The organism is Pseudomonas sp. CCC4.1 (genome assembly GCF_035019225.1).
GTDB lineage: Bacteria > Pseudomonadota > Gammaproteobacteria > Pseudomonadales > Pseudomonadaceae > Aquipseudomonas > Aquipseudomonas bubulae.
Window position 1 is genome coordinate 51,325 of sequence record NZ_JASJWL010000017.1, and the last position, 19,065, is coordinate 70,389.

Here is a 19,065-nt window from a genome sequence, read left to right on the forward strand (position 1 = left end):
CCGTTTAACGACAATAAATTTGCCGAGACTTACCATGATCGAATCCGTCGACCAGTTCCTTGCCCGCCTGAAAAAACGTGACCCGGACCAACCAGAATTCCACCAGGCAGTGGAAGAGGTCCTTCGCAGTCTGTGGCCGTTTCTTGAAGCCAATCCGCATTATCTGACTTCAGGGATTCTTGAGCGCATTTGCGAACCAGAGCGTGCGATCGTGTTCCGCGTTTCGTGGGTAGATGACGAAGGCAAAGTGCGGGTCAACCGCGGCTTCCGTATCCAGATGAACAGCGCCATTGGTCCGTACAAGGGCGGTCTGCGTTTTCATCCGTCGGTGAATCTGGGCGTCCTCAAGTTTCTGGCCTTTGAGCAAACCTTCAAGAACTCCCTGACCTCGTTGCCCATGGGCGGCGGCAAGGGCGGTTCGGACTTCAATCCCAAGGGCAAGAGCGACGCCGAAGTCATGCGTTTCTGCCAGGCCTTTATGAGCGAGCTGTATCGCCATATCGGTTCGGATGTTGATGTGCCAGCAGGCGACATCGGTGTCGGCGCCCGCGAAATCGGCTTTATGTTTGGTCAGTACAAGCGCCTGAGCAACCAGTTCACCTCCGTGTTGACCGGCAAAGGCATGAGCTACGGTGGCAGCCTGATCCGTCCTGAAGCTACCGGCTTTGGTTGTGTGTACTTCGCCCAGGAAATGCTCAAGCGCAGCGGCCAGCGCATCGACGGCAAGCGCGTGGCGATTTCGGGCTCGGGTAACGTGGCGCAATACGCCGCGCGCAAGGTCATGGACCTGGGCGGCAAGGTTATTTCGCTGTCGGATTCCGAAGGCACGCTGTATTGCGAAGCCGGTTTGAGCGAAGAGCAGTGGGAAGCGCTCATGGAACTGAAAAACGTCAAGCGCGGCCGTATCAGCGAGTTGGCGGGGCAGTTCGGGGTTGAATTCCTGGCAGGGCAGCACCCGTGGAGCCTGGCGTGTGATATCGCGCTGCCATGTGCTACCCAGAATGAACTGGACGCTGAAGCGGCCCGTACGTTGCTGGCCAATGGCTGCGTGTGCGTGGCTGAAGGCGCGAACATGCCGACCACCCTGGAAGCGGTCGATCTGTTTATCGACGCCGGTATTTTGTTTGCACCGGGCAAGGCATCCAACGCCGGTGGCGTGGCGGTGAGCGGGCTGGAAATGTCGCAAAACGCCATGCGTCTGCTGTGGACGGCCGGCGAAGTGGACAGCAAGTTGCACAACATCATGCAGTCGATCCACCACGCTTGCGTGCACTACGGCGAGGAAAACGGGCGGATCAACTACGTAAAAGGCGCGAACATTGCCGGTTTCGTCAAAGTTGCCGACGCAATGCTGGCCCAAGGCGTGGTGTAACCCCATCCTGTGGGAGCGGGCAAGCCCGCTCCCACATTGGGGCTGTCTATTTTGCAAGCGTCTTGTGTTCAGCCAGTTCCTGTTCGATAAAGGCCGCGATCATGGCGCGGTAGACGCTTTCAGTGACGTCCGGGTTGGCGCCCAGCTCATCGGCCAACGTCCGCACCTTGCCAATCACCTGCTCAACCCGCTGTGGCGCCCTGACCGCATCGCTGTCTTTTTTAAACCGCGCCGCCTGCGATACGTAAGCCCCGCGCTCGGCGATCAGGCCGACAATCTGGCGATCCAGCCCGTCGATTTTCTCGCGCACCTGCTCGAGGGAATCACAATTAACAACCATGTCTTGAAAACTCCTTAGTAGTGATACCACTTCAGCTCCAGCATCACTTCGTTGATAGGGCTGGTCAGTTTGCTGAACTCACGCTGTGCGCTCAGGCGCAGACCAAGATTTCGCGAAACTTCCCATTGCTGATTAAGGCTCAGGCTACGACGGACTTCACCGTTGGTGAAGTAGTCGCCCTTGGCTTCCAGGCTCAGGTTGCCCACCGGGTTACGCCAAAGAAGCCCGGTATTGAAGCCCGCTGCCGGTGCCACAAACGCCGCGAAGTCGTTGTTGTGCTCGATGCGTACCGTACCGAGAGCGAAACCGAGCATATTGTCCGCCAATTGCCAGGTGCCGCCTGCACCGCCATTGACATGACTGACCAGGTTTTCGTCGCCATGCTTGCCGAGTACCCGTTCCAGCCCGCCGCCCACTTGCCATGACCAGGGTTGCAGCAGGTCATTGCGCGGGGTCAGGGAGCGGATATTGGCCAGGTCCAGTTGCTGCACTTGCCACTTGTTGCCTTCGTACTGGCGCAGTTTCAGTTGCAGAATTTCAATCTGCGCGCCCAGGGGAAAGCCCGGTGCGTTGTCGTTGAGGTCGTGGTAAGCCATGCGCAGGCCATATTCGGCAAAGGCCTTGTCGTCACGGCTACCGGCGCCCAACTGCCAGGTGCGCGACTCGTGGCCGTTTTCAGGCAGTTCGGGTTTGTCGACTTGCAGTTCTGGCGCGGGGTTCTGATTGATCGCCCGTAGCAGTTCGAAACTGCGCTGCGAGCGTGCAGGATCGCGCTCAAGGCCATTGGCCCGGTACCGTTCAAGCCGGTAAGCCGCGTCGATAATCAACGCCTGGCGCGCTTTGGGCAGCGCCTTGAAGGCCGGGGTTTGCAATTGGGCCTGATCGGCGCTGACCTGCAATACCCATTGCTGCTCTTCTGGATCGAGGGCCTTGGCCCGGTCCAGCAGCTCCCGTTCGCGGGACGGGCGGTACTCGATACTTTCAACCAGTCCGGCTTCCTTGACCGCTTTCACGGTGTCGGTGGGGATCGCGGTCAGCGGAAACTGGGTGGTCAGTTGCAGGCCCGGGCGGGCCACTTGCAGCAGCTCCAGCAGGCGGTAGGAGCAGTTTTCGTCGAAGAAGAAATAGTCGAACTGGATCTGTTTGAGTTCCCACACATGTTCAACCATGCGTTGGGTTTCTTCGGGTGTCAGATTAAGGCGGTATTCCCACAGGTCGCGGTTTTCAAGGCTCCGGTACTCCGAGAGTTTCTCCTGATAGGGCACCAGGGCGAACAGCCCCGGATAGCCACCGGCCAGGCCCTTCCAGGCGTACAGGATGCTGTTGTCGGAACCCTCGATATAGGCGCCGAAGTTGATCGCGTAGCTGAGCAGGGCGGTCTTGTTGTCCTGCACATCGGCCTGGTCGATGCGTAACAGGGTATGGCCGAACATGGAGGACGGGCTGTTGAGGTAGGCCGCCGGGAAAATCATCACCGTGCTGTGGGGTGCCACGTCCTTGAACCATTGGCTGAACTCTGCGCATTCGGCCTTGGGCAGGTCGGTCAGATTCAGTTGGGCCTTGAGCCAGCGGGTACGGGCCGGGTACACGCACTGCGGGTGTTTGTCGCCCAGGCTCAAGGGCGCATACAACGCCTCAACCGTGGCACGCAGTTCGGCGTCAGGGTGATGGGCACCCTCGGCGGCGAGAAAGAATTTGTCGTCGCTGACATAGCTTCGCCAGCCGCTCAGCTTGCCGGCTTCGTAGTGCCCCAGCGAAATCCAGAAAGGGTCGTTGGCCAACTGTTGCACACGTTGATCGTCGATATGGGGTGCGGCATACAGCGGGGCGCAGGCACAGAGCGCCAGATAGGCAAGGCGTTTGAGCATGTTCGGCAACTGTTGTCAGACGAAGAGAAGTGAAGCAGGAGAATACCCGCTCCGAGAGGAGCGGGCGGGTCTCATTTACTTACGCAGCGGTGGCGTATTTGGCCAGGCGTGCATCGCCCTTGAGGATGGCCAGAGTATTGCTGTGTACGTCTTCAGCCGTGACATCGGCTTTGCTGAAGATTTGCTGGAAGTGCTCGTGGGTGACGGCGGCGAAATGCTCGCGGTCTTCAGGGGCAACGCCCAGTACCACCGCGTAGGTGGTCAGTGCTTCGCCATTGCCTTTGGCCATGTCTTCGGACAGCTCGTTCATCATGCCATTCATGGCAATCCACGATTTGCCGCCGTAAGTCAGGGCGTCCTTGGTGGTACAGCCGTTGGTGCCGGAGGTCATGCCGAAGGTGGCGTTGCCGGACGTGCCGTTTGTGGTCGATGCCAGGAAGTGGGCAGGAGTGCCGCGCTGGCCTTCAAACAGCATGTTGCCCCAACCGCAGTTAGGGCCGCCCGGTGCCTGGGCCATGGCGTTGAGGGAAACAACTGTAAAGAGAGTACCAAGAAGAATCCGTTTCATAAGCTTTGTTCTCTATAGGTATGCAACCAATGGACAAGGGTTTCTGGCCCTGAAGCGCCAGTACGGGCCGGTTATACCGTCCAGCCGCGTAACAGCTTGGAGTCTAGGCACGATCGGGGGGTTCCGTGGCTTTTTGTAAAACAATCGCTGTTGCTGCACATTTTTGGCCCCTAAACATTGGGGGGCGTGCTTTCCCGTGTTGTTCGCCTTGCCAGTGATGTACAGCCAGCGCCAGAATGCTGCCATCTGCCCCGCCCGATGTAAGGAAGCCCGATGCCTGATTCTGTTGCCACCAGCTTGCGTCTAGCGCCTGATGCGCTAACCCGTCCTTTTTCTGCTGAACAGTTCAGCTTCTCGAACACCAATGATCTGGAGCCTTTTCGCGGCATTCTCGGCCAGGAACGTGCGGTCGAGGCCTTGCAGTTCGGCGTGGCCATGCCACGTCCGGGTTACAACGTTTTTGTCATGGGCGAGCCGGGAACCGGTCGTTTCTCGTTCGTCAAACGCTACCTCAAGGCCGAGGGCAAGCGCCTGAAGTCGCCGAGCGACTGGGTCTACGTCAACAACTTCGATGAGCCCCGTGAGCCGCGAGCCCTGGAGCTGCCGTCCAGTAGCGCTGGTGCCTTTATTGGCGATATCAATCACTTGATCGATAACCTGCTGGCGACCTTCCCGGCAGTGTTTGAACACCCGACGTATCAACAACGCAAAAGCGCGATCGACCGCGGCTTCAATCAGCGTTACGACCGTGCGCTGGATGTGATCGAGCGTCTGGCCCTGGAAAAAGGCGTGGCGCTTTATCGCGACAGCAGCAATGTGGCATTTACGCCGATGAGTGATGGCAAGGCGCTGGATGAGGCCGAGTTTTCGCAATTGCCTGAGGCTGATCGCGAACGCTTCCATGAAGATATTTCCGAGTTGGAGGAGCGACTGAACGAAGAGCTTGCCAGCCTGCCGCAGTGGAAGCGTGAGTCGAACAATCAGCTGCGCCAACTGAACGAAGAAACCATCACCCTGGCCCTGCAGCCGTTGCTGTCGCCGTTGTCGCAAAAATACGCCGAAAATGCCGCGGTTTGCGGTTATCTGCAGGCGATGCAGGTTTACTTGCTGAAAACCGTGGTCGAGCAACTGGTCGACGACAGCAAGACCGACGCCCAGGCGCGCAAGCTGCTCGAAGAGCAGTACCTGCCGAGCCTGGTGGTAGGGCAGCCGCTAAGCGGCGGTGCGCCGGTAGTGTTCGAGCCGCACCCGACCTACGACAACCTGTTTGGCCGTATCGAATACAGCACCGACCAGGGCGCGCTCTACACCACTTATCGTCAGTTGCGCCCGGGCGCCTTGCACCGTGCCAATGGCGGATTTTTGATTCTTGAAGCCGAGAAAATGCTCAGCGAGCCTTTTGTCTGGGATGCGCTCAAGCGTGCCCTGCAATCGCGCAAGCTGAAGATGGAGTCGCCGCTGGGCGAAATGGGGCGCCTGGCCACCGTGACGCTCAACCCGCAGGTCATCCCCCTGCAGGTCAAGGTCATCATCATCGGCGCCCGCCAGCTGTATTACACGCTGCAGGACCTGGATCCGGACTTCCAGGAAATGTTCCGGGTTCTGGTGGACTTCGACGAAGATATCCCGATGGTTGATGAGAGCCTTGAGCAGTTTGCCCAGTTGCTCACTACACGCACTTCGGAAGAAGGCATGGCGCCGCTGAGCGCCGGTGCGGTGGCGCGGCTGGCGACCTACAGCGCGCGTCTGGCCGAACATCAGGGGCGTCTGTCGGCGCGTATTGGCGATCTGTTCCAACTGGTCAGCGAAGCGGATTTCATCCGTCACCTGGCGGGCGATGAAATGACTGACGCGGGCCATATCGAGCGTGCGCTCAAGGCCAAGGCCACCCGTACTGGGCGAGTCTCGGCGCGTATCCTGGATGACATGCTGGCGGGGATCATCCTGATCGATACCGATGGCGCGGCCGTGGGCAAGTGCAACGGCCTGACGGTGCTGGAAGTCGGCGACTCGGCCTTTGGTGTGCCTGCGCGGATTTCCGCCACGGTGTATCCGGGCGGCAGCGGTATTGTCGATATCGAGCGCGAAGTTAACCTGGGGCAGCCGATCCACTCCAAGGGCGTGATGATTCTGACCGGATACCTAGGCAGCCGTTATGCTCAGGAGTTCCCGCTGGCGATTTCGGCCAGCATCGCGCTGGAGCAGTCCTACGGTTATGTTGATGGCGACAGTGCGTCGCTGGGGGAGGCCTGTACGCTGATTTCGGCACTGTCAAAAACCCCGCTCAAGCAGTGTTTTGCCATTACCGGCTCGATCAACCAGTTCGGCGAAGTGCAGGCCGTGGGTGGGGTCAACGAGAAAATCGAAGGCTTCTTCCGACTCTGCGAAGCACGCGGGCTGACAGGCGAGCAGGGCGCGATCATTCCGCAGGCCAACGTGGCTACCCTGATGCTGGACGAGAAGGTGCTGCAGGCAGTGCGTGATGGCAAGTTCCACGTCTATGCCGTGCGTCAGGCCGATGAGGCCCTGAGTTTGCTGGTGGGTGAGCCTGCGGGAGAGCCGGATGCAGAGGGACAATTCCCGGAAGGCAGCGTCAATGCCCGGGTAGTCGAGCGGTTGCGGGTGATTGCTGAAATGATCAACGACGACGACCTCAAGGAAGCCGAAAAGGAGTTGCTGGCGGAAGCCCTGGCAGCGAAAAAACCGGCCTGATCCCTTAAAGCGAAACCTGTGGGAGCGGGCTTGCTCGCGATGCGAACGACGCGGAGGAATGGTTACACCGCGGCAATCCAATCGCGGGCAAGCCCGCTCCCACAAATCTGCGATGCCAATCGACAAAGCCGTTGGTCATTGGTGACTTTTCATACGCAAATTTTCTTCTATTCTCAGGTCATGGACACCACTGTCGTCACCGGATCGATGCAGCCCGTAGTCTGCGGCTGAAGATAGACTCTACCGAGGGTCGCCGTCATGTCGCGCAACCTTTGCCTTACTCGCCAATGCTTGGGCCTGGTGACCCGTATTGAATGCAGCATTCGACCGCTGGCAGGCAACAACGGGATGTGGACACTGCTCTTCGCCGCCGGCCTGGCAGGCGAACAACCCTCAACGATCAAGGCGCAGGGCCCGTTCCCAGGGCCGTTCGTGGCCGAAACCATTCTTGAATCAATCGTTGAAAGCCTGACCCTGCATGGCTATGAACTCGCCAACGACCCGCAGATCTGGTGCCTGCATGTGCAGGCCCAGTTGCGGCAGATCAATGGCGGGCGTTGCCACGGCTAGGCAGCGTTTTATTGTGGCGTGCTGGCTTCAGGGGCTTTGTCGAGTTTGACTTCAAATCCGTACTCGACAGGGTTCAGCGCGGTGCGGGCATAGCTTTCCAGTCGGGTCGGCTGGCCATAAAAGTAGTGCACGTCAAATGCGGCCGCCCCATCGGGCTCGCTGCTATGACTGACTGCGGCCACTTCCTTCAGATAATTACCCGTGTCGTCCTTGGCATAAAAGCGCCAGGCCTCGGCCGGGAACACTTTTTGATCAACGATCAGGGCATTGCCCTTGAGCTCAAGGCCTTTGGGCAGGCGGGTGATATCCAGCTCTTGCTTGTCGATGTCGGCAATAAACAGGGGGATTGAGCCCACCGCATAGGCTGGCGTTTCGGGGAACAGGTTGAGGTCGTAGGTGATAACGCCTGCATGCGGGTCCACATCGAAGGCTTCGGCGGGCAGTTCCAGTGGCTCGCTGCGATTACCGTTGTCGTCTTCAGCAAAAAAGGTCACCGGCGCGTCAGACCTGTCCGGGAGCGTACCGAGCATTTCACCGTTGAAAGTGGCAGGGTGGCTGAACTCAAGGGACGCGGCACTGGCATCGTCCACCGACTGGCTGATCACCACGCTTTTTTCCAGTTGCTCGGGTGCCAGCGTGGCGTCTTTCAAATAGTTGGCGGCCTGATCGTCATACACCACAACGTTAAGCGGCAGGGGCTGTATGTCTTTGCCCAGCACGTTTTTGTCCAGTGTACGCACAGGCAGGTCGAGGGACTTGCGGGTGACATTGGCGGTGGAGAAATCGAGCACGTTGATGTCGACATTTTCCACGGTACCGTTGAAGTACACCTTGCTGTAGTGATGCGGGTGCTGCTGATCGAAGGCCTTTTGCTCGTTATCCAGTTGTTGCTCGAAAGCGTCACTCCAGGCAGTTTGCTTGAGCATTTCGGCCAATTGCTGCTGATAAAACGCCAGTTGTTCGGCGTTTTCGTTGATTGAGCCTGAGCGTGTCAGGAACTGCCCGGTACGGTCGCGGGCCTGGATGATCAGCGGATTGAGCGGGGTGTCACGCACTTGTTCGGCCAGTGCAGCGCTGTTGACGATATCCACTTCGGCAAAGTTCTTGCCCAGTGCCAGCAGGGTTACGCTGATCGTGCCGTCGGTGCTGGTTTTACCCACGTCCTTGGCAGTGAGGTTGAAATTGACCACTTTGCCCGGCGCGATGACTTCGACTTTGCCGTGCAGTGTCAGGGGTTGAGGTTGTTGGGTGTTGGCGGTTTCAACCCCGTCGATATAGGGGTAAGTGACGGTCAGGTCGTCAGGGTTGCTCAGGTTGGCGCTGGAGGGGCTCAGCTGGATGCCGGGATCGCTCTCGGACCATTCCGGCGCAAAAGGCACCTCTTGCTTGTTGCTCAGGGTCACCGACTGCCATTCCAGCGCATGGGGGAACGGGAACTCGGATGCACTGTTAAGCGGGAACGGGAAGACCGGCTCCAGGTCCGTCAGGTAATCGGAACTTGTATTTTTGCGCAGTACAAACAAACCGTTGATATAGGTATCGGTAAGCGCCTGGCTGCTCGGGTAGTGCTTGAGCACCGCCAGGTCGTCGGCACCGTATTCGGTTTCTATCGGCTTGTCTTGCAGCTTGAGGCGTGCCCGTTCGAGCAACAACAAGGAGCCGCCGAGGTCGGCCACAGCATCCTTGAGCTGCTGATCCTTGATCCCGTCCAGGCTCTGTTCGAACGCTGCGCTGCGTTCCTCAAGGCTGGCCTGCTGATGTTCGTCGTCAGGAGAGCAGCCGCCGACAGCGAGCAAAGCCATCGAAAGCCCAAAACAAGCCAGGGGGAATCGCAGATCCATGGTTCGGTTTTCCTGTCCGTAAACAATGCTGAGAGGGTGGACACTAGCAGAAAATGTTTTTACAGGCTGTTTCCAAGCCTTTAACACAGTGCTTTTCGCACTGATATACTCGCGCCCATTTTGTAATAGCCTGTGAGATTCAATGGAACGCTTTATCGAAAACGCAATGTACGCCTCGCGCTGGATTTTGGCGCCTATTTACTTCGGGCTCTCACTGGGCCTGCTGGCTTTGGCATTGAAGTTCTTTCAGGAAGTGTTTCACGTAATCCCCAACGTGTTTGCGCTAACTGAGTCTGACTTGATCCTGGTCATTCTGTCGCTGATCGACATGGCGCTGGTAGGCGGTTTGCTGGTCATGGTGATGATTTCCGGTTATGAGAACTTTGTTTCGCAACTGGATATCGACGAGCACAAGGAGAAGCTCAGCTGGTTGGGCACCATGGACTCCACCTCGCTGAAGATGAAAGTCGCGGCATCGATTGTGGCCATTTCGTCGATCCACCTGCTGCGGGTGTTTATGGACGCGCGCAATATCGAGACCGAGTACCTGATGTGGTACGTGATTATTCACATGACCTTTGTGGTGTCGGCGTTTGCAATGGGCTATCTGGACAAACTGACCAAACACTGAAGCCAACCCCGGGCTGCGAAGGCTTTGGGGGCTGTGGTAGTCTGCTGGCCCTTTTTTGGTTCAGGGTGTTCGGGGTCGCGGTTGACGCGGCTTCTTTCCGGCCCCTCCACAGCGGAGCAGTGTTATGTCCGAAGTAAATCTATCGACCGACGAAACCCGCGTCAGCTACGGCATTGGCCGCCAGTTGGGCGACCAGTTGCGCGACAACCCGCCACCTGGCATCAGCCTGGATGCAATCCTGGCCGGTCTGACTGACGCCTACGCAGGCAAGGAAAGCCGTGTAGGCCAGGAAGAAATGTCGGCTAGCTTCAAGGTGATCCGCGAGATCATGCAAGCTGAAGCAGCTGCCAAGGCAGAAGCTGCTGCGGGCGAAGGCAAGGCTTTCCTGGCTGAAAACGCCAAGAAAGACGGTATCACCACCCTGGCTTCCGGCCTGCAATTTGAAGTGGTAACTGCGGGTGAAGGCGCCAAGCCATCCCGTGAAGACACCGTACGTGTTCACTACCACGGCACCCTGATTGATGGCACTGTGTTCGACAGCTCCTACGATCGTGGTCAGCCGGCTGAATTCCCGGTTGGCGGCGTGATTGCTGGCTGGACTGAAGCCCTGCAACTGATGAACGCCGGTAGCAAATGGCGCATCTACGTGCCGAGCGAACTGGCCTACGGCGCCCAGGGCGTTGGCAGCATTGCTCCGCACAGCGTGCTGGTATTCGACGTAGAGCTGCTGGACGTTCTGTAAGAACCCCGCGTTTTAACGTTGGCTGCGGGTTTGCTGGCAAACCCGCAGCTACACCGGTGCCGTCATATCTGTATCTTGGCGTGGTGCGGGTGAGTGTCAGTCGTACCGCAAGGGCGCAATGCCCGGGCATAGCAGAACAGAAACAGATTGCGCACCAACTCCTTGAGCACCACCGGCTCGCTGGAATTGAGGCCGTTGAAATCCAGGTCGCCCTGATCCTGTAGCTCGCTTAGTGCTTCTTCTTCCAGTACCGCACAGACTTCCCCGGTTTCCCGATGCAGGATTCGCAGATAAGGGTGTGGACGGTCCAGCCAGGCATCAATTAAATAAGTCATGGTCGTCATCTCCTTGATGAATACCAATGAGAATAATTCTTATTCAATTAATAGCAAGTGCCTATTGGCGGATTTCTGATCTTTCTGCGTTAGAACTGCTGGGGATCAAGGTTGCTGGCTTTTTGATGTTGCTGGGCGGGGGAGGGTGTAGCACCTTCCTGCGCAGGGCACAGGAAGGCATGCAGCAGAATCAGACCTTGCGTACGAACTCGGATTTGAGTTTCATCGGGCCAATGCCATCGATCTTGCAGTCGATATCGTGGTCGCCGTCGCACAGGCGGATATTCTTGACCTTGGTGCCCACTTTGACCACCAGGGAGGTACCCTTGATTTTCAGGTCCTTGATCACGGTGATGGTGTCACCGTCGGTCAGTACGGTGCCTGCGGAGTCTTTGTAGACTTTCACGTCATCGGCTGTTTCAGCGTCGCCACTGGCAGACCACTCGTGGGCGCATTCCGGGCAGATCAGCTGGGCGCCGTCTTCGTAGGTGTATTCGGAATTGCATTTTGGGCAGGGTGGCAACGTGCTCACTCAAAGCTCCTTAAGAGTCAGGATGGCTAAAAGGCACGTATTGTATAGGGTTTTAGTGCGAGGCGGGTAATGGCGGGGCAGATTGACCCTGTGGGAGCGGGCTTGCCCGCTCCCACAGGCAGTCAGTGCGTGCGTGCTACAGCAAACTCGCTCAGCTCAACCAGCGCATCGCGGTATTCGCTTGGCGGCAAGGCTTCGAGGCACACAATGGCGCGGGCCACGAAGTCGCGAGCCAGCTGGGCGGTGTAGTCCAGGGAACCAGAGGCCTCAACGGCTTCGCGAATGCTCTCCAGGTCCTCGATACCGCCTTTCTGGATCGCTTTGCGCACCAGGGCTGCCTGTTCAGGCGTACCTTCACGCATGGTGTAGATCAGCGGCAGGGTCGGTTTGCCTTCGGCCAGATCGTCACCGACGTTCTTGCCCAGGGTTTCGGCATCGCCACGGTAGTCGAGCAGGTCGTCCACCAGCTGGAATGCCACGCCCAGGTGATCGCCAAAGGTGCGCAGCGCTTCGCTCTGTTCCGGCGTGGCACCGGCCAGCGCTGCAGCGCTGTGGGTCGAAGCCTCGAACAGCATCGCGGTCTTGCCGCGGATGACTTCCATGTAGGTTTCTTCAGTGGTGCTGGCGTCGCGCACTTTGGACAGCTGCAATACTTCGCCTTCGGCGATGATGCGGGTGGCTTGCGACAGGATTTTCATCACTGGCATCGAGCCCAGCTCAACCATCATCTCGAAGGAGCGCGAGTACAAAAAGTCGCCGACCAGTACGCTGGGGGCATTGCCCCAGGTAGCATTGGCAGTCTTGCGGCCACGGCGCATGCCCGACATGTCGACCACGTCGTCGTGCAGCAGGGTGGCGGTGTGCAGGAACTCAATGGTGGCGGCCAGCAGGCGCAAGTCGTCGCCTTCGCGACCCAGGGCCTTGCCACACAGCAACACTAATAAAGGACGCAGGCGCTTGCCGCCGGCCGAAGTAATGTAGTCGCCGATTTTTGAGACCAGCGGTACGCGTGAAGTCAGCTGCTTCTTGATGATGCCATCGACGGCGCTAAAATCGTCCGCCACCGCGCGGTAGAAAGCTTGGGGTTGCATCAGCGACAGGTGCTCCAGAAGGGTTGCGCGGCATGCTAGGTCGGGGGGCTGGGCCTGTCAAGGCGGATGGACGGCCCCTTGCAAGCCTGACTTGCCTTGCGTACAATCGCGCACCCTGAACTTCCTGGGCAGCACCTGCCTTACGCAATTGCATCTGGGCCGTTCCAGCCCCATGCAGCCATGCCAGCCAATACCTTTACCTATAAAGCGCTGGGTGAGCAGGATTATCGGAGAAATACCATGTCGTACGCAGTAATCGTTACTGGTGGCAAGCAATACAAAGTAGCTCCAGGTGAATACCTGAAGATCGAAAAACTGGAAATCGCTACCGGCGAATCCGTAACTTTTGATCGCGTTCTGTTGGTCGCCAATGGCGATGACGTGAACATCGGCGCTCCAGTTGTACCTGGCGCCACTGTTGTGGCTGAAGTGATCTCCCAAGGTCGTCACGATAAAGTCCGCATCATCAAGTTCCGTCGTCGTAAGCACCACATGAAGCGTATGGGCCACCGCCAGTGGTACACCGAGATCAAAATCACCGGTATTCAGGCTTAATTTCAGCCTAATTCCTCACTAGGAGAATTGACTCATGGCACACAAAAAAGCTGGTGGTAGTACCCGTAACGGTCGCGACTCAGAAGCCAAACGCCTTGGCGTGAAGATGTATGGCGGCCAGGCTATCATTCCGGGCAACATCATCGTGCGTCAGCGCGGCACCCAATTCCACGCTGGCTACGGCGTTGGTATGGGCAAAGATCACACCCTGTTCGCGAAAGTGGAAGGCGTGATCAAGTTCCAGGTTAAAGGCGCCTTCGGTCGTCGCTATGTAAGCATCGTTCCGAAGACTGCAGTCGTCGCGGCGTAATAGCTTGGTAGCTGGAAGAGCCCTGTCTTGCGACGGGGCTTTTTCGTTTGTGGGGTGAGTCTCTTGCAAAACTGTTTGTATGGGCTGCTGGCGCTGGATTTAACGGTCGTTGATTGAGGTCGCTGCGCTCATTTTTGCAAGAGTCTTATGTCTTGGTTTTTATCGGCTCGTCCTGATGACGAGAGGCGCGTTTTGTTATGAAGTTTGTAGATGAAGTATCGATCAAAGTAAAAGCAGGCGACGGTGGTAACGGTTGCATGAGTTTCCGTCGTGAGAAGTTCATCGAAAACGGTGGGCCAAACGGTGGTGATGGCGGTGATGGCGGCTCGATCTACATGGTCGCCGACGAAAACCTCAACACCCTGGTTGACTACCGTTACACCCGTCACTTTGACGCCCAGCGTGGCTCGAATGGCGGCAGTACGGATTGCACCGGTCGCAAGGGTGAGGATCTGGAGCTGCGTGTTCCGGTCGGCACTACCGTGATCGACGCTGGCACCCAGGAAATCATCGGCGACCTGACCAAGGCCGGCCAGCGTTTGCTGGTGGTGCATGGCGGTTGGCACGGTCTGGGTAATACCCGATTCAAATCCAGTACCAACCGTGCGCCACGCCAGACCACGCCGGGTAAGCCGGGTGAGCAGCGTGACCTGAAACTGGAATTAAAGGTGTTGGCTGACGTTGGCCTGTTGGGCTTGCCGAATGCCGGTAAAAGTACCTTTATTCGTTCGGTGTCTGCAGCCAAACCAAAAGTGGCGGATTATCCGTTCACCACCCTGGTGCCAAACCTGGGTGTGGTCAGCGTGGATCGCTGGAAGAGCTTTGTGATCGCCGATATTCCGGGTCTGATCGAAGGGGCTTCCGATGGTGCTGGCCTGGGGATCCGTTTCCTCAAGCACCTGGCGCGTACCCGTCTGTTGTTGCACCTCGTTGACATGGCGCCGGTTGAGGGTAGCGAGAGCGCTGCTGATACCGCGGAAGTCATCGTTAACGAACTGACCAAGTTCAGCCCGTCGCTGGCTGAGCGTGATCGTTGGCTGGTGCTGAACAAGTGCGATTCGCTGCCACAAGACGAGCACGAAGCGCGCGTCAAGGAAGTGGTTGATCGCCTTGAGTGGACTGGCCCGGTTTACGTGATCTCGGCCATTGCCAAGATCGGTACCGAAAAGCTGTGCCACGACATCATGCGTTATCTGGAAGATCGTGCTGATCGTCTGGCTGCTGACCCTGCCTACAAGCAAGAGTTGGCCGAGCTGGATCAGCGTATCGAAGATGAAGCGCGTGCGCAGTTGCAGGCGCTGGATGACAAGCGTGCCCTGCGTCGCAGCGGCGTGAAGAGCGTCCATGACATCGGTGAAGATGACTGGGACGAAGAAGATGTTGATGATGAAGATGGTCCGGAAATCATTTACGTCCGCGACTGATTCGTTGCAGTAAACTACAGCGCCGCTCAATGAGCGGCGTTTTAGCATCTACGATTTGGTAATCAAAAATAATTCCATGGGTGGCGCTCGGTCGCGCTGCTCTCAGGCATAGGTTGGATGATGATGCGGAGCAAGGTGACGGGTGCGCAGCGCTGGGTCGTGAAGATCGGCAGCGCGTTGCTGACAGCGGATGGCAAGGGCCTGGATCGCGCGGCGATGGGCGTTTGGGTTGAACAGATGGTGGCGTTGCACGAGGCTGGCGTAGAGCTGGTGCTGGTGTCTTCGGGTGCGGTTGCGGCCGGAATGAGCCGCTTGGGCTGGACGGTGCGACCGAGTGCCATGCATGAGCTGCAAGCTGCTGCGGCTATTGGTCAGATGGGGTTGGTGCAGGCCTGGGAGTCGAGCTTTGCCGAGCATTCCCGGCATACCGCGCAGATCCTGCTGACCCATGACGATCTGTCTGATCGCAAACGCTACCTCAATGCCCGCAGCACCCTGCGTGCGCTGGTGGAATTGGGCGTGATCCCGGTCATCAATGAAAATGACACGGTGGTCACGGACGAAATCCGCTTCGGTGACAACGATACGCTGGCCGCGTTGGTGGCTAATCTGGTCGAGGCTGATCTGCTGGTGATCCTGACCGATCGCGACGGCATGTTTGATGCTGATCCGCGCAACAATCCTGATGCCAGGATGATCTACGAGGCGCGTGCCGATGATCCGGCGCTGGATGCAGTGGCAGGCGGTACCGGTGGTGCGTTGGGGCGTGGCGGCATGCAGACCAAGTTGCGCGCGGCGCGCCTAGCGGCGCGTTCCGGTGCGCACACGATCATTGTGGGTGGGCGTCTGGAGCGGGTGCTGGATCGTCTCAAGGCGGGCGAGCGACTGGGTACCTTGCTGTCCCCGGAGCGTGGCCTGCTGGCTGCGCGCAAGCAGTGGCTGGCCGGACACTTGCAGACCCGTGGCACGCTGGTGCTGGATGAAGGCGCTGTGGCGGCCTTGTCCAAGGGCAATAAAAGCCTGTTGCCTGTAGGGGTCAAGGCGGTTCAGGGCGGTTTCCGTCGTGGCGAGATGGTGGTGTGCGTCGCGCCGGACGGGCGGGAGATCGCTCGTGGCCTGGCCAACTACAGTGCTGCCGAGGCGCAAAAAATTATCGGGCAATCGTCGGATGCGATTGTCGGCTTGTTGGGTTATATGGCGGAACCTGAGCTGGTTCATCGCGATAACCTGATTCTGGTTTGAATTTGAGGTGTGGTATGCGCTTGATTGGCGGTTTATTGGGTTTGATGTTGGCGATGCCGCTAATGGCCTCGGCGGAAGAAATTGGCTCGGTGTCGACGGTCTTCAAATTTGTCGGGCCTAATGACCGTATCGTCGTAGAAGCATTCGATGATCCCAAGGTAGATGGCGTGACTTGCTACCTTTCTCGTGCCAAGACGGGTGGCATGAAAGGTGGTCTGGGTTTGGCTGAAGATCGCGCCGAGGCGTCGATTGCCTGCCGTCAGACCGGGCCGATCAGCTTCAAGGGTGACCTGAAAGAGGGTGATGAGGTGTTCAAGGAGCGGACTTCGCTGGTCTTCAAGACCATGCAGGTGGTGCGTTTCCTGGATAAAAAGCGTAATACGCTGGTGTATCTGGTGTACAGCGACCGCTTGATCGAAGGCAGTCCGCAGAATGCCGTAACGGCAATCCCGATTTTGCCGTGGCCGCACGAGTAACGTTGCTCAAGAAAAGCCGCGCTTGTCGCGGCTTTTTTTTGCCGTTTTTTCGCCACTTTGTAGCTGCTTCGTCCCTCTCCAGGAGGGAGAGGGGACTGACTGCGCGCACCCTCAAGACCTCAGTTGATCAGCTCCCTCTCCCTTGGGGGAGGGTTGGGGTGAGGGGCTTTTGATTGCGCTGGGCTCTGAATTGTCGCGTCGTCGCGCCCGCTGGCAGGTGGGCTAGGTCTGTCGCAGAGTATCTACAGGGTTTTTCGTACGCTGATCAAATCGCAGGCAATAAAAAACCGACCCTAAGGTCGGTTTTTTAAAAAGCTTATCGCTTAAGCAGCAGTCGCAAGGTTCAACGCCTTGACGTGGCCATTCAGGCGGCTCTTATGGCGAGCAGCTTTGTTCTTGTGGATGATACCTTTATCGGCCATACGGTCGATAACAGGAACAGCCAGAACATAAGCAGCTTGCGCTTTAGCAGCGTCTTTTGCGTCGATGGCTTTAACTACATTCTTGATGTAGGTACGAACCATGGAACGCAGGCTGGCGTTGTGGCTGCGACGCTTCTCAGCCTGTTTTGCACGTTTTTTGGCGGAAGGTGTGTTGGCCACCGTCGAGCTCCTCGAAAGACTTTTGGGAAATAACAAACAAAATAGGCCGCGAATCATGCCGATGACGAGAACTCTTGTCAAGGGCGTTTGATGCGATCCGCTGAGTGGTGGATCGAGGCAGACGGGATATTTATTTCCGGCGCTTGACCTGTAAACTCGCGAGCTTGGCTCTGTGCTGTTGCGGCGCGCAGTATCGCATAAGTGGGCGCTTTGTTCGCCTGCTCTTTCTCTATAGGCAAAAACTCTTTCAATGAATTTGCTCAAGTCGTTGGCTGCCGTCAGCTCAATCACCATGATTTCCAGGGTTCTGGGCTTCATTCGCGACACCATTATTGCCCGTGCCTTCGGTGCCGGAATGGCCACGGATGCATTCTTTATTGCCTTCAAACTGCCAAACCTGCTGCGCAGGATCTTCGCCGAGGGCGCTTTTTCCCAGGCCTTTGTGCCGATTCTGGCCGAGTACAAAAGCCAGCAGGGCGAGGAGGCGACCCGCACTTTTGTCGCTTATGTCGCCGGGCTTTTGACCCTGGTGCTGGCCATTGTCACCGTGCTGGGCATGGTGGCGGCCCCCTGGGTCATCTGGGCAACGGCCCCGGGGTTCGCCACGACCCCTGAAAAATTCGAGCTCACCAGCGACATGCTGCGGGTCACCTTCCCTTATATCCTGCTGATCTCGCTGTCATCCCTGGCGGGGGCGATCCTCAATACCTGGAACCGTTTTGCGGTACCGGCCTTTGTGCCGACCCTGCTTAACGTCAGCATGATTGTGTTTGCGTTGTTCCTGACGCCGTATTTCGATCCGCCGGTGATGGCTCTGGGTTGGGCCGTGCTGGTGGGTGGTCTGGCGCAGTTGCTGTTTCAACTGCCACACCTGAAAAAGATCGGCATGCTGGTGCTGCCAAGGCTCAATTTGCGCGATACCGGCGTGTGGCGGGTGATGAAACAGATGCTGCCAGCCATCCTTGGGGTCTCGGTCAGTCAGATCTCTCTGATCATCAATACGATATTTGCCTCATTCCTTGTGGCTGGATCGGTGTCATGGATGTACTACGCGGACCGTCTAATGGAGTTGCCTTCAGGAGTGCTGGGGGTGGCGCTGGGCACCATCCTGCTGCCAACCCTGTCCAAGACCTACGCCAACAAAGACCGTCAGGAGTATTCGCGTATTCTCGACTGGGGCTTGCGCCTGTGTTTTGTGCTGGTGCTTCCATGTTCCCTGGCGCTGGCCATCCTGTCCGAGCCGCTTACCGTTTCGCTATTCCAGTACGGCCAGTTCACGGCGCTGGATGCGGCCATGACCCAGCGTGCATTGATCGCTTATTCGCTGGGCCTGCTCGGAATCATCATTATCAAGGTGTTGGCGCCAGGCTTTTATGCACAGCAAAACATTCGCACGCCAGTCAAAATAGCGGTATTCACCCTGGTGGTGACGCAGTTGCTCAACCTGGTCTTTATCGTTCCGTTGCAGCATGCGGGGCTGGCGTTGGCCATCAGCGTAGGCGCCTGTATCAATGCCGGGCTGCTGTTCTGGCAGTTGCGCCGGCAAAAGCTGTTTGTCGCCCAGCCGGGCTGGACCAAATACCTGTTCAAGCTGGTGCTGGCCGTAGCCGTGATGTCGGCGGTATTGCTGGGCTTGATGCACCTGATGCCGGCCTGGGATCACGGCAATATGCTGGAGCGCTTTATTCGTCTGGGCGGCTTGGTTGTCGCGGGCGTGCTGGCGTATTTCGGTATGCTGCTGCTGTTGGGGCTGCGTTTGAAGGATTTCGCCCGCAAGTCACTTATGTAAGCTAATGACGGGTCAGACGTCGATTTTGTCGAATTGACCCGATTTGCCTTGCGCTGTTGCCTGTC

19 protein-coding genes are annotated in these 19,065 nt (G+C 57.8%); 11 read left to right on the forward strand and 8 right to left on the reverse strand.

Annotated features, from left to right (window positions below):
• Positions 1-34: 34 nt before the first annotated feature.
• Entirely contained in the window at positions 35-1,372 is a 1,338-nt protein-coding gene (gene gdhA, locus QN377_RS09555) for an NADP-specific glutamate dehydrogenase (RefSeq protein ID WP_095018383.1), read from the forward strand.
• A 46-nt stretch (positions 1,373-1,418) separates the two neighbouring features.
• Here the strand turns inward: gdhA and QN377_RS09560 are convergent, their stop codons facing one another.
• The 3 genes from QN377_RS09560 to QN377_RS09570 form a co-directional block, all read right to left on the reverse strand.
• The gene (locus QN377_RS09560) at positions 1,419-1,712 is read right to left on the reverse strand and encodes a chorismate mutase (protein ID WP_095018382.1); all 294 of its coding nucleotides are present in this window, start codon (positions 1,710-1,712) and stop codon (positions 1,419-1,421) included.
• Positions 1,713-1,726: 14 nt separating this feature from the next.
• Entirely contained in the window at positions 1,727-3,580 is a 1,854-nt protein-coding gene (locus QN377_RS09565) for a DUF4105 domain-containing protein (protein WP_095018381.1), read from the reverse strand.
• Positions 3,581-3,659: 79 nt separating this feature from the next.
• A complete protein-coding gene (locus QN377_RS09570) occupies positions 3,660-4,148 on the reverse strand; it encodes a DUF3015 domain-containing protein (RefSeq protein WP_029611228.1) in 489 nt (162 codons plus the stop codon).
• 273 nt (positions 4,149-4,421) lie between these two features.
• Here QN377_RS09570 and QN377_RS09575 point away from each other — a divergent pair, with 273 nt between their 5' ends.
• Together QN377_RS09575 and QN377_RS09580 are read left to right on the forward strand one after the other, a co-directional pair.
• The gene (locus QN377_RS09575; protein ID WP_095018380.1) at positions 4,422-6,860 is read left to right on the forward strand and encodes a Lon protease family protein; all 2,439 of its coding nucleotides are present in this window, start codon (positions 4,422-4,424) and stop codon (positions 6,858-6,860) included.
• A gap of 258 nt (positions 6,861-7,118) precedes the next feature.
• On the forward strand, positions 7,119-7,430 hold the full coding sequence (locus tag QN377_RS09580; RefSeq protein ID WP_094999355.1) for a hypothetical protein: 312 nt from the start codon (positions 7,119-7,121) through the stop codon (positions 7,428-7,430).
• Positions 7,431-7,438: 8 nt separating this feature from the next.
• On the opposite strand, the gene QN377_RS09585 is transcribed toward QN377_RS09580, so the two are convergent.
• Positions 7,439-9,271 (reverse strand): hypothetical protein, encoded by a 1,833-nt coding sequence (locus QN377_RS09585; protein WP_095018379.1) that lies wholly within the window; start codon positions 9,269-9,271, stop codon positions 7,439-7,441.
• A 142-nt stretch (positions 9,272-9,413) separates the two neighbouring features.
• Between QN377_RS09585 and QN377_RS09590 the strand changes: the two genes are divergently transcribed.
• Positions 9,414-9,902 carry a TIGR00645 family protein gene (locus tag QN377_RS09590; protein ID WP_016779412.1) on the forward strand — a complete coding sequence of 163 codons (489 nt, stop codon included), beginning with the start codon at positions 9,414-9,416 and terminating at the stop codon, positions 9,900-9,902.
• Between the two features lie 124 nt (positions 9,903-10,026).
• Positions 10,027-10,644 (forward strand): FKBP-type peptidyl-prolyl cis-trans isomerase, encoded by a 618-nt coding sequence (locus QN377_RS09595; RefSeq protein ID WP_016779413.1) that lies wholly within the window; start codon positions 10,027-10,029, stop codon positions 10,642-10,644.
• A 62-nt stretch (positions 10,645-10,706) separates the two neighbouring features.
• Here the strand turns inward: QN377_RS09595 and QN377_RS09600 are convergent, their stop codons facing one another.
• The 3 genes from QN377_RS09600 to QN377_RS09610 all read right to left on the reverse strand — a co-directional run bounded on the left by QN377_RS09600 (position 10,707) and on the right by QN377_RS09610 (position 12,602).
• The gene (locus tag QN377_RS09600) at positions 10,707-10,979 is read right to left on the reverse strand and encodes a hypothetical protein (RefSeq protein WP_094999353.1); all 273 of its coding nucleotides are present in this window, start codon (positions 10,977-10,979) and stop codon (positions 10,707-10,709) included.
• 190 nt (positions 10,980-11,169) lie between these two features.
• Positions 11,170-11,511: a zinc ribbon domain-containing protein YjdM gene (locus QN377_RS09605; protein WP_094999352.1), complete on the reverse strand. Its 342-nt coding sequence runs from the start codon at positions 11,509-11,511 to the stop codon at positions 11,170-11,172.
• Positions 11,512-11,633: 122 nt separating this feature from the next.
• Positions 11,634-12,602 (reverse strand): polyprenyl synthetase family protein, encoded by a 969-nt coding sequence (locus QN377_RS09610; protein WP_094999351.1) that lies wholly within the window; start codon positions 12,600-12,602, stop codon positions 11,634-11,636.
• Positions 12,603-12,842: 240 nt separating this feature from the next.
• On the opposite strand from QN377_RS09610, the gene rplU reads away from it, so the two are divergent.
• The 5 genes from rplU to QN377_RS09635 all read left to right on the forward strand — a co-directional run bounded on the left by rplU (position 12,843) and on the right by QN377_RS09635 (position 16,609).
• The gene (gene rplU / locus QN377_RS09615) at positions 12,843-13,157 is read left to right on the forward strand and encodes a 50S ribosomal protein L21 (RefSeq protein ID WP_007901869.1); all 315 of its coding nucleotides are present in this window, start codon (positions 12,843-12,845) and stop codon (positions 13,155-13,157) included.
• Between the two features lie 34 nt (positions 13,158-13,191).
• Positions 13,192-13,467, forward strand: a complete 276-nt coding sequence (rpmA, locus tag QN377_RS09620) for a 50S ribosomal protein L27 (RefSeq protein ID WP_003443913.1) — start codon at positions 13,192-13,194, stop codon at positions 13,465-13,467.
• A gap of 197 nt (positions 13,468-13,664) precedes the next feature.
• Positions 13,665-14,891 carry an Obg family GTPase CgtA gene (gene cgtA / locus QN377_RS09625; protein ID WP_094999350.1) on the forward strand — a complete coding sequence of 409 codons (1,227 nt, stop codon included), beginning with the start codon at positions 13,665-13,667 and terminating at the stop codon, positions 14,889-14,891.
• Positions 14,892-15,014: 123 nt separating this feature from the next.
• Positions 15,015-16,133 carry a glutamate 5-kinase gene (proB, locus tag QN377_RS09630; RefSeq protein ID WP_095018424.1) on the forward strand — a complete coding sequence of 373 codons (1,119 nt, stop codon included), beginning with the start codon at positions 15,015-15,017 and terminating at the stop codon, positions 16,131-16,133.
• Positions 16,134-16,147: 14 nt separating this feature from the next.
• Positions 16,148-16,609 (forward strand): CreA family protein, encoded by a 462-nt coding sequence (locus tag QN377_RS09635; RefSeq protein WP_094999349.1) that lies wholly within the window; start codon positions 16,148-16,150, stop codon positions 16,607-16,609.
• Positions 16,610-16,932: 323 nt separating this feature from the next.
• Here QN377_RS09635 and rpsT read toward each other — a convergent pair whose 3' ends face one another.
• Positions 16,933-17,211 (reverse strand): 30S ribosomal protein S20, encoded by a 279-nt coding sequence (gene rpsT, locus QN377_RS09640; protein ID WP_003443902.1) that lies wholly within the window; start codon positions 17,209-17,211, stop codon positions 16,933-16,935.
• Positions 17,212-17,461: 250 nt separating this feature from the next.
• On the opposite strand from rpsT, the gene murJ reads away from it, so the two are divergent.
• Positions 17,462-19,000, forward strand: a complete 1,539-nt coding sequence (murJ, locus tag QN377_RS09645) for a murein biosynthesis integral membrane protein MurJ (RefSeq protein ID WP_095018378.1) — start codon at positions 17,462-17,464, stop codon at positions 18,998-19,000.
• Positions 19,001-19,065 lie beyond the last annotated feature (65 nt).

What these genes read in the sequence shown, in the direction of transcription:
- gdhA (WP_095018383.1), top strand. Translation starts at nt 35, where the DNA reads ATGATCGAATCCGTCGACCAGTTCCTTGCCCGCCTGAAAAAACGTGAC.
- QN377_RS09560 (WP_095018382.1), bottom strand. Translation starts at nt 1,712, where the DNA reads ATGGTTGTTAATTGTGATTCCCTCGAGCAGGTGCGCGAGAAAATCGAC.
- QN377_RS09565 (WP_095018381.1), bottom strand. Translation starts at nt 3,580, where the DNA reads ATGCTCAAACGCCTTGCCTATCTGGCGCTCTGTGCCTGCGCCCCGCTG.
- QN377_RS09570 (WP_029611228.1), bottom strand. Translation starts at nt 4,148, where the DNA reads ATGAAACGGATTCTTCTTGGTACTCTCTTTACAGTTGTTTCCCTCAAC.
- QN377_RS09575 (WP_095018380.1), top strand. Translation starts at nt 4,422, where the DNA reads ATGCCTGATTCTGTTGCCACCAGCTTGCGTCTAGCGCCTGATGCGCTA.
- QN377_RS09580 (WP_094999355.1), top strand. Translation starts at nt 7,119, where the DNA reads ATGTCGCGCAACCTTTGCCTTACTCGCCAATGCTTGGGCCTGGTGACC.
- QN377_RS09585 (WP_095018379.1), bottom strand. Translation starts at nt 9,271, where the DNA reads ATGGATCTGCGATTCCCCCTGGCTTGTTTTGGGCTTTCGATGGCTTTG.
- QN377_RS09590 (WP_016779412.1), top strand. Translation starts at nt 9,414, where the DNA reads ATGGAACGCTTTATCGAAAACGCAATGTACGCCTCGCGCTGGATTTTG.
- QN377_RS09595 (WP_016779413.1), top strand. Translation starts at nt 10,027, where the DNA reads ATGTCCGAAGTAAATCTATCGACCGACGAAACCCGCGTCAGCTACGGC.
- QN377_RS09600 (WP_094999353.1), bottom strand. Translation starts at nt 10,979, where the DNA reads ATGACTTATTTAATTGATGCCTGGCTGGACCGTCCACACCCTTATCTG.
- QN377_RS09610 (WP_094999351.1), bottom strand. Translation starts at nt 12,602, where the DNA reads ATGCAACCCCAAGCTTTCTACCGCGCGGTGGCGGACGATTTTAGCGCC.
- rplU (WP_007901869.1), top strand. Translation starts at nt 12,843, where the DNA reads ATGTCGTACGCAGTAATCGTTACTGGTGGCAAGCAATACAAAGTAGCT.
- rpmA (WP_003443913.1), top strand. Translation starts at nt 13,192, where the DNA reads ATGGCACACAAAAAAGCTGGTGGTAGTACCCGTAACGGTCGCGACTCA.
- cgtA (WP_094999350.1), top strand. Translation starts at nt 13,665, where the DNA reads ATGAAGTTTGTAGATGAAGTATCGATCAAAGTAAAAGCAGGCGACGGT.
- proB (WP_095018424.1), top strand. Translation starts at nt 15,015, where the DNA reads ATGCGGAGCAAGGTGACGGGTGCGCAGCGCTGGGTCGTGAAGATCGGC.
- QN377_RS09635 (WP_094999349.1), top strand. Translation starts at nt 16,148, where the DNA reads ATGCGCTTGATTGGCGGTTTATTGGGTTTGATGTTGGCGATGCCGCTA.
- murJ (WP_095018378.1), top strand. Translation starts at nt 17,462, where the DNA reads ATGAATTTGCTCAAGTCGTTGGCTGCCGTCAGCTCAATCACCATGATT.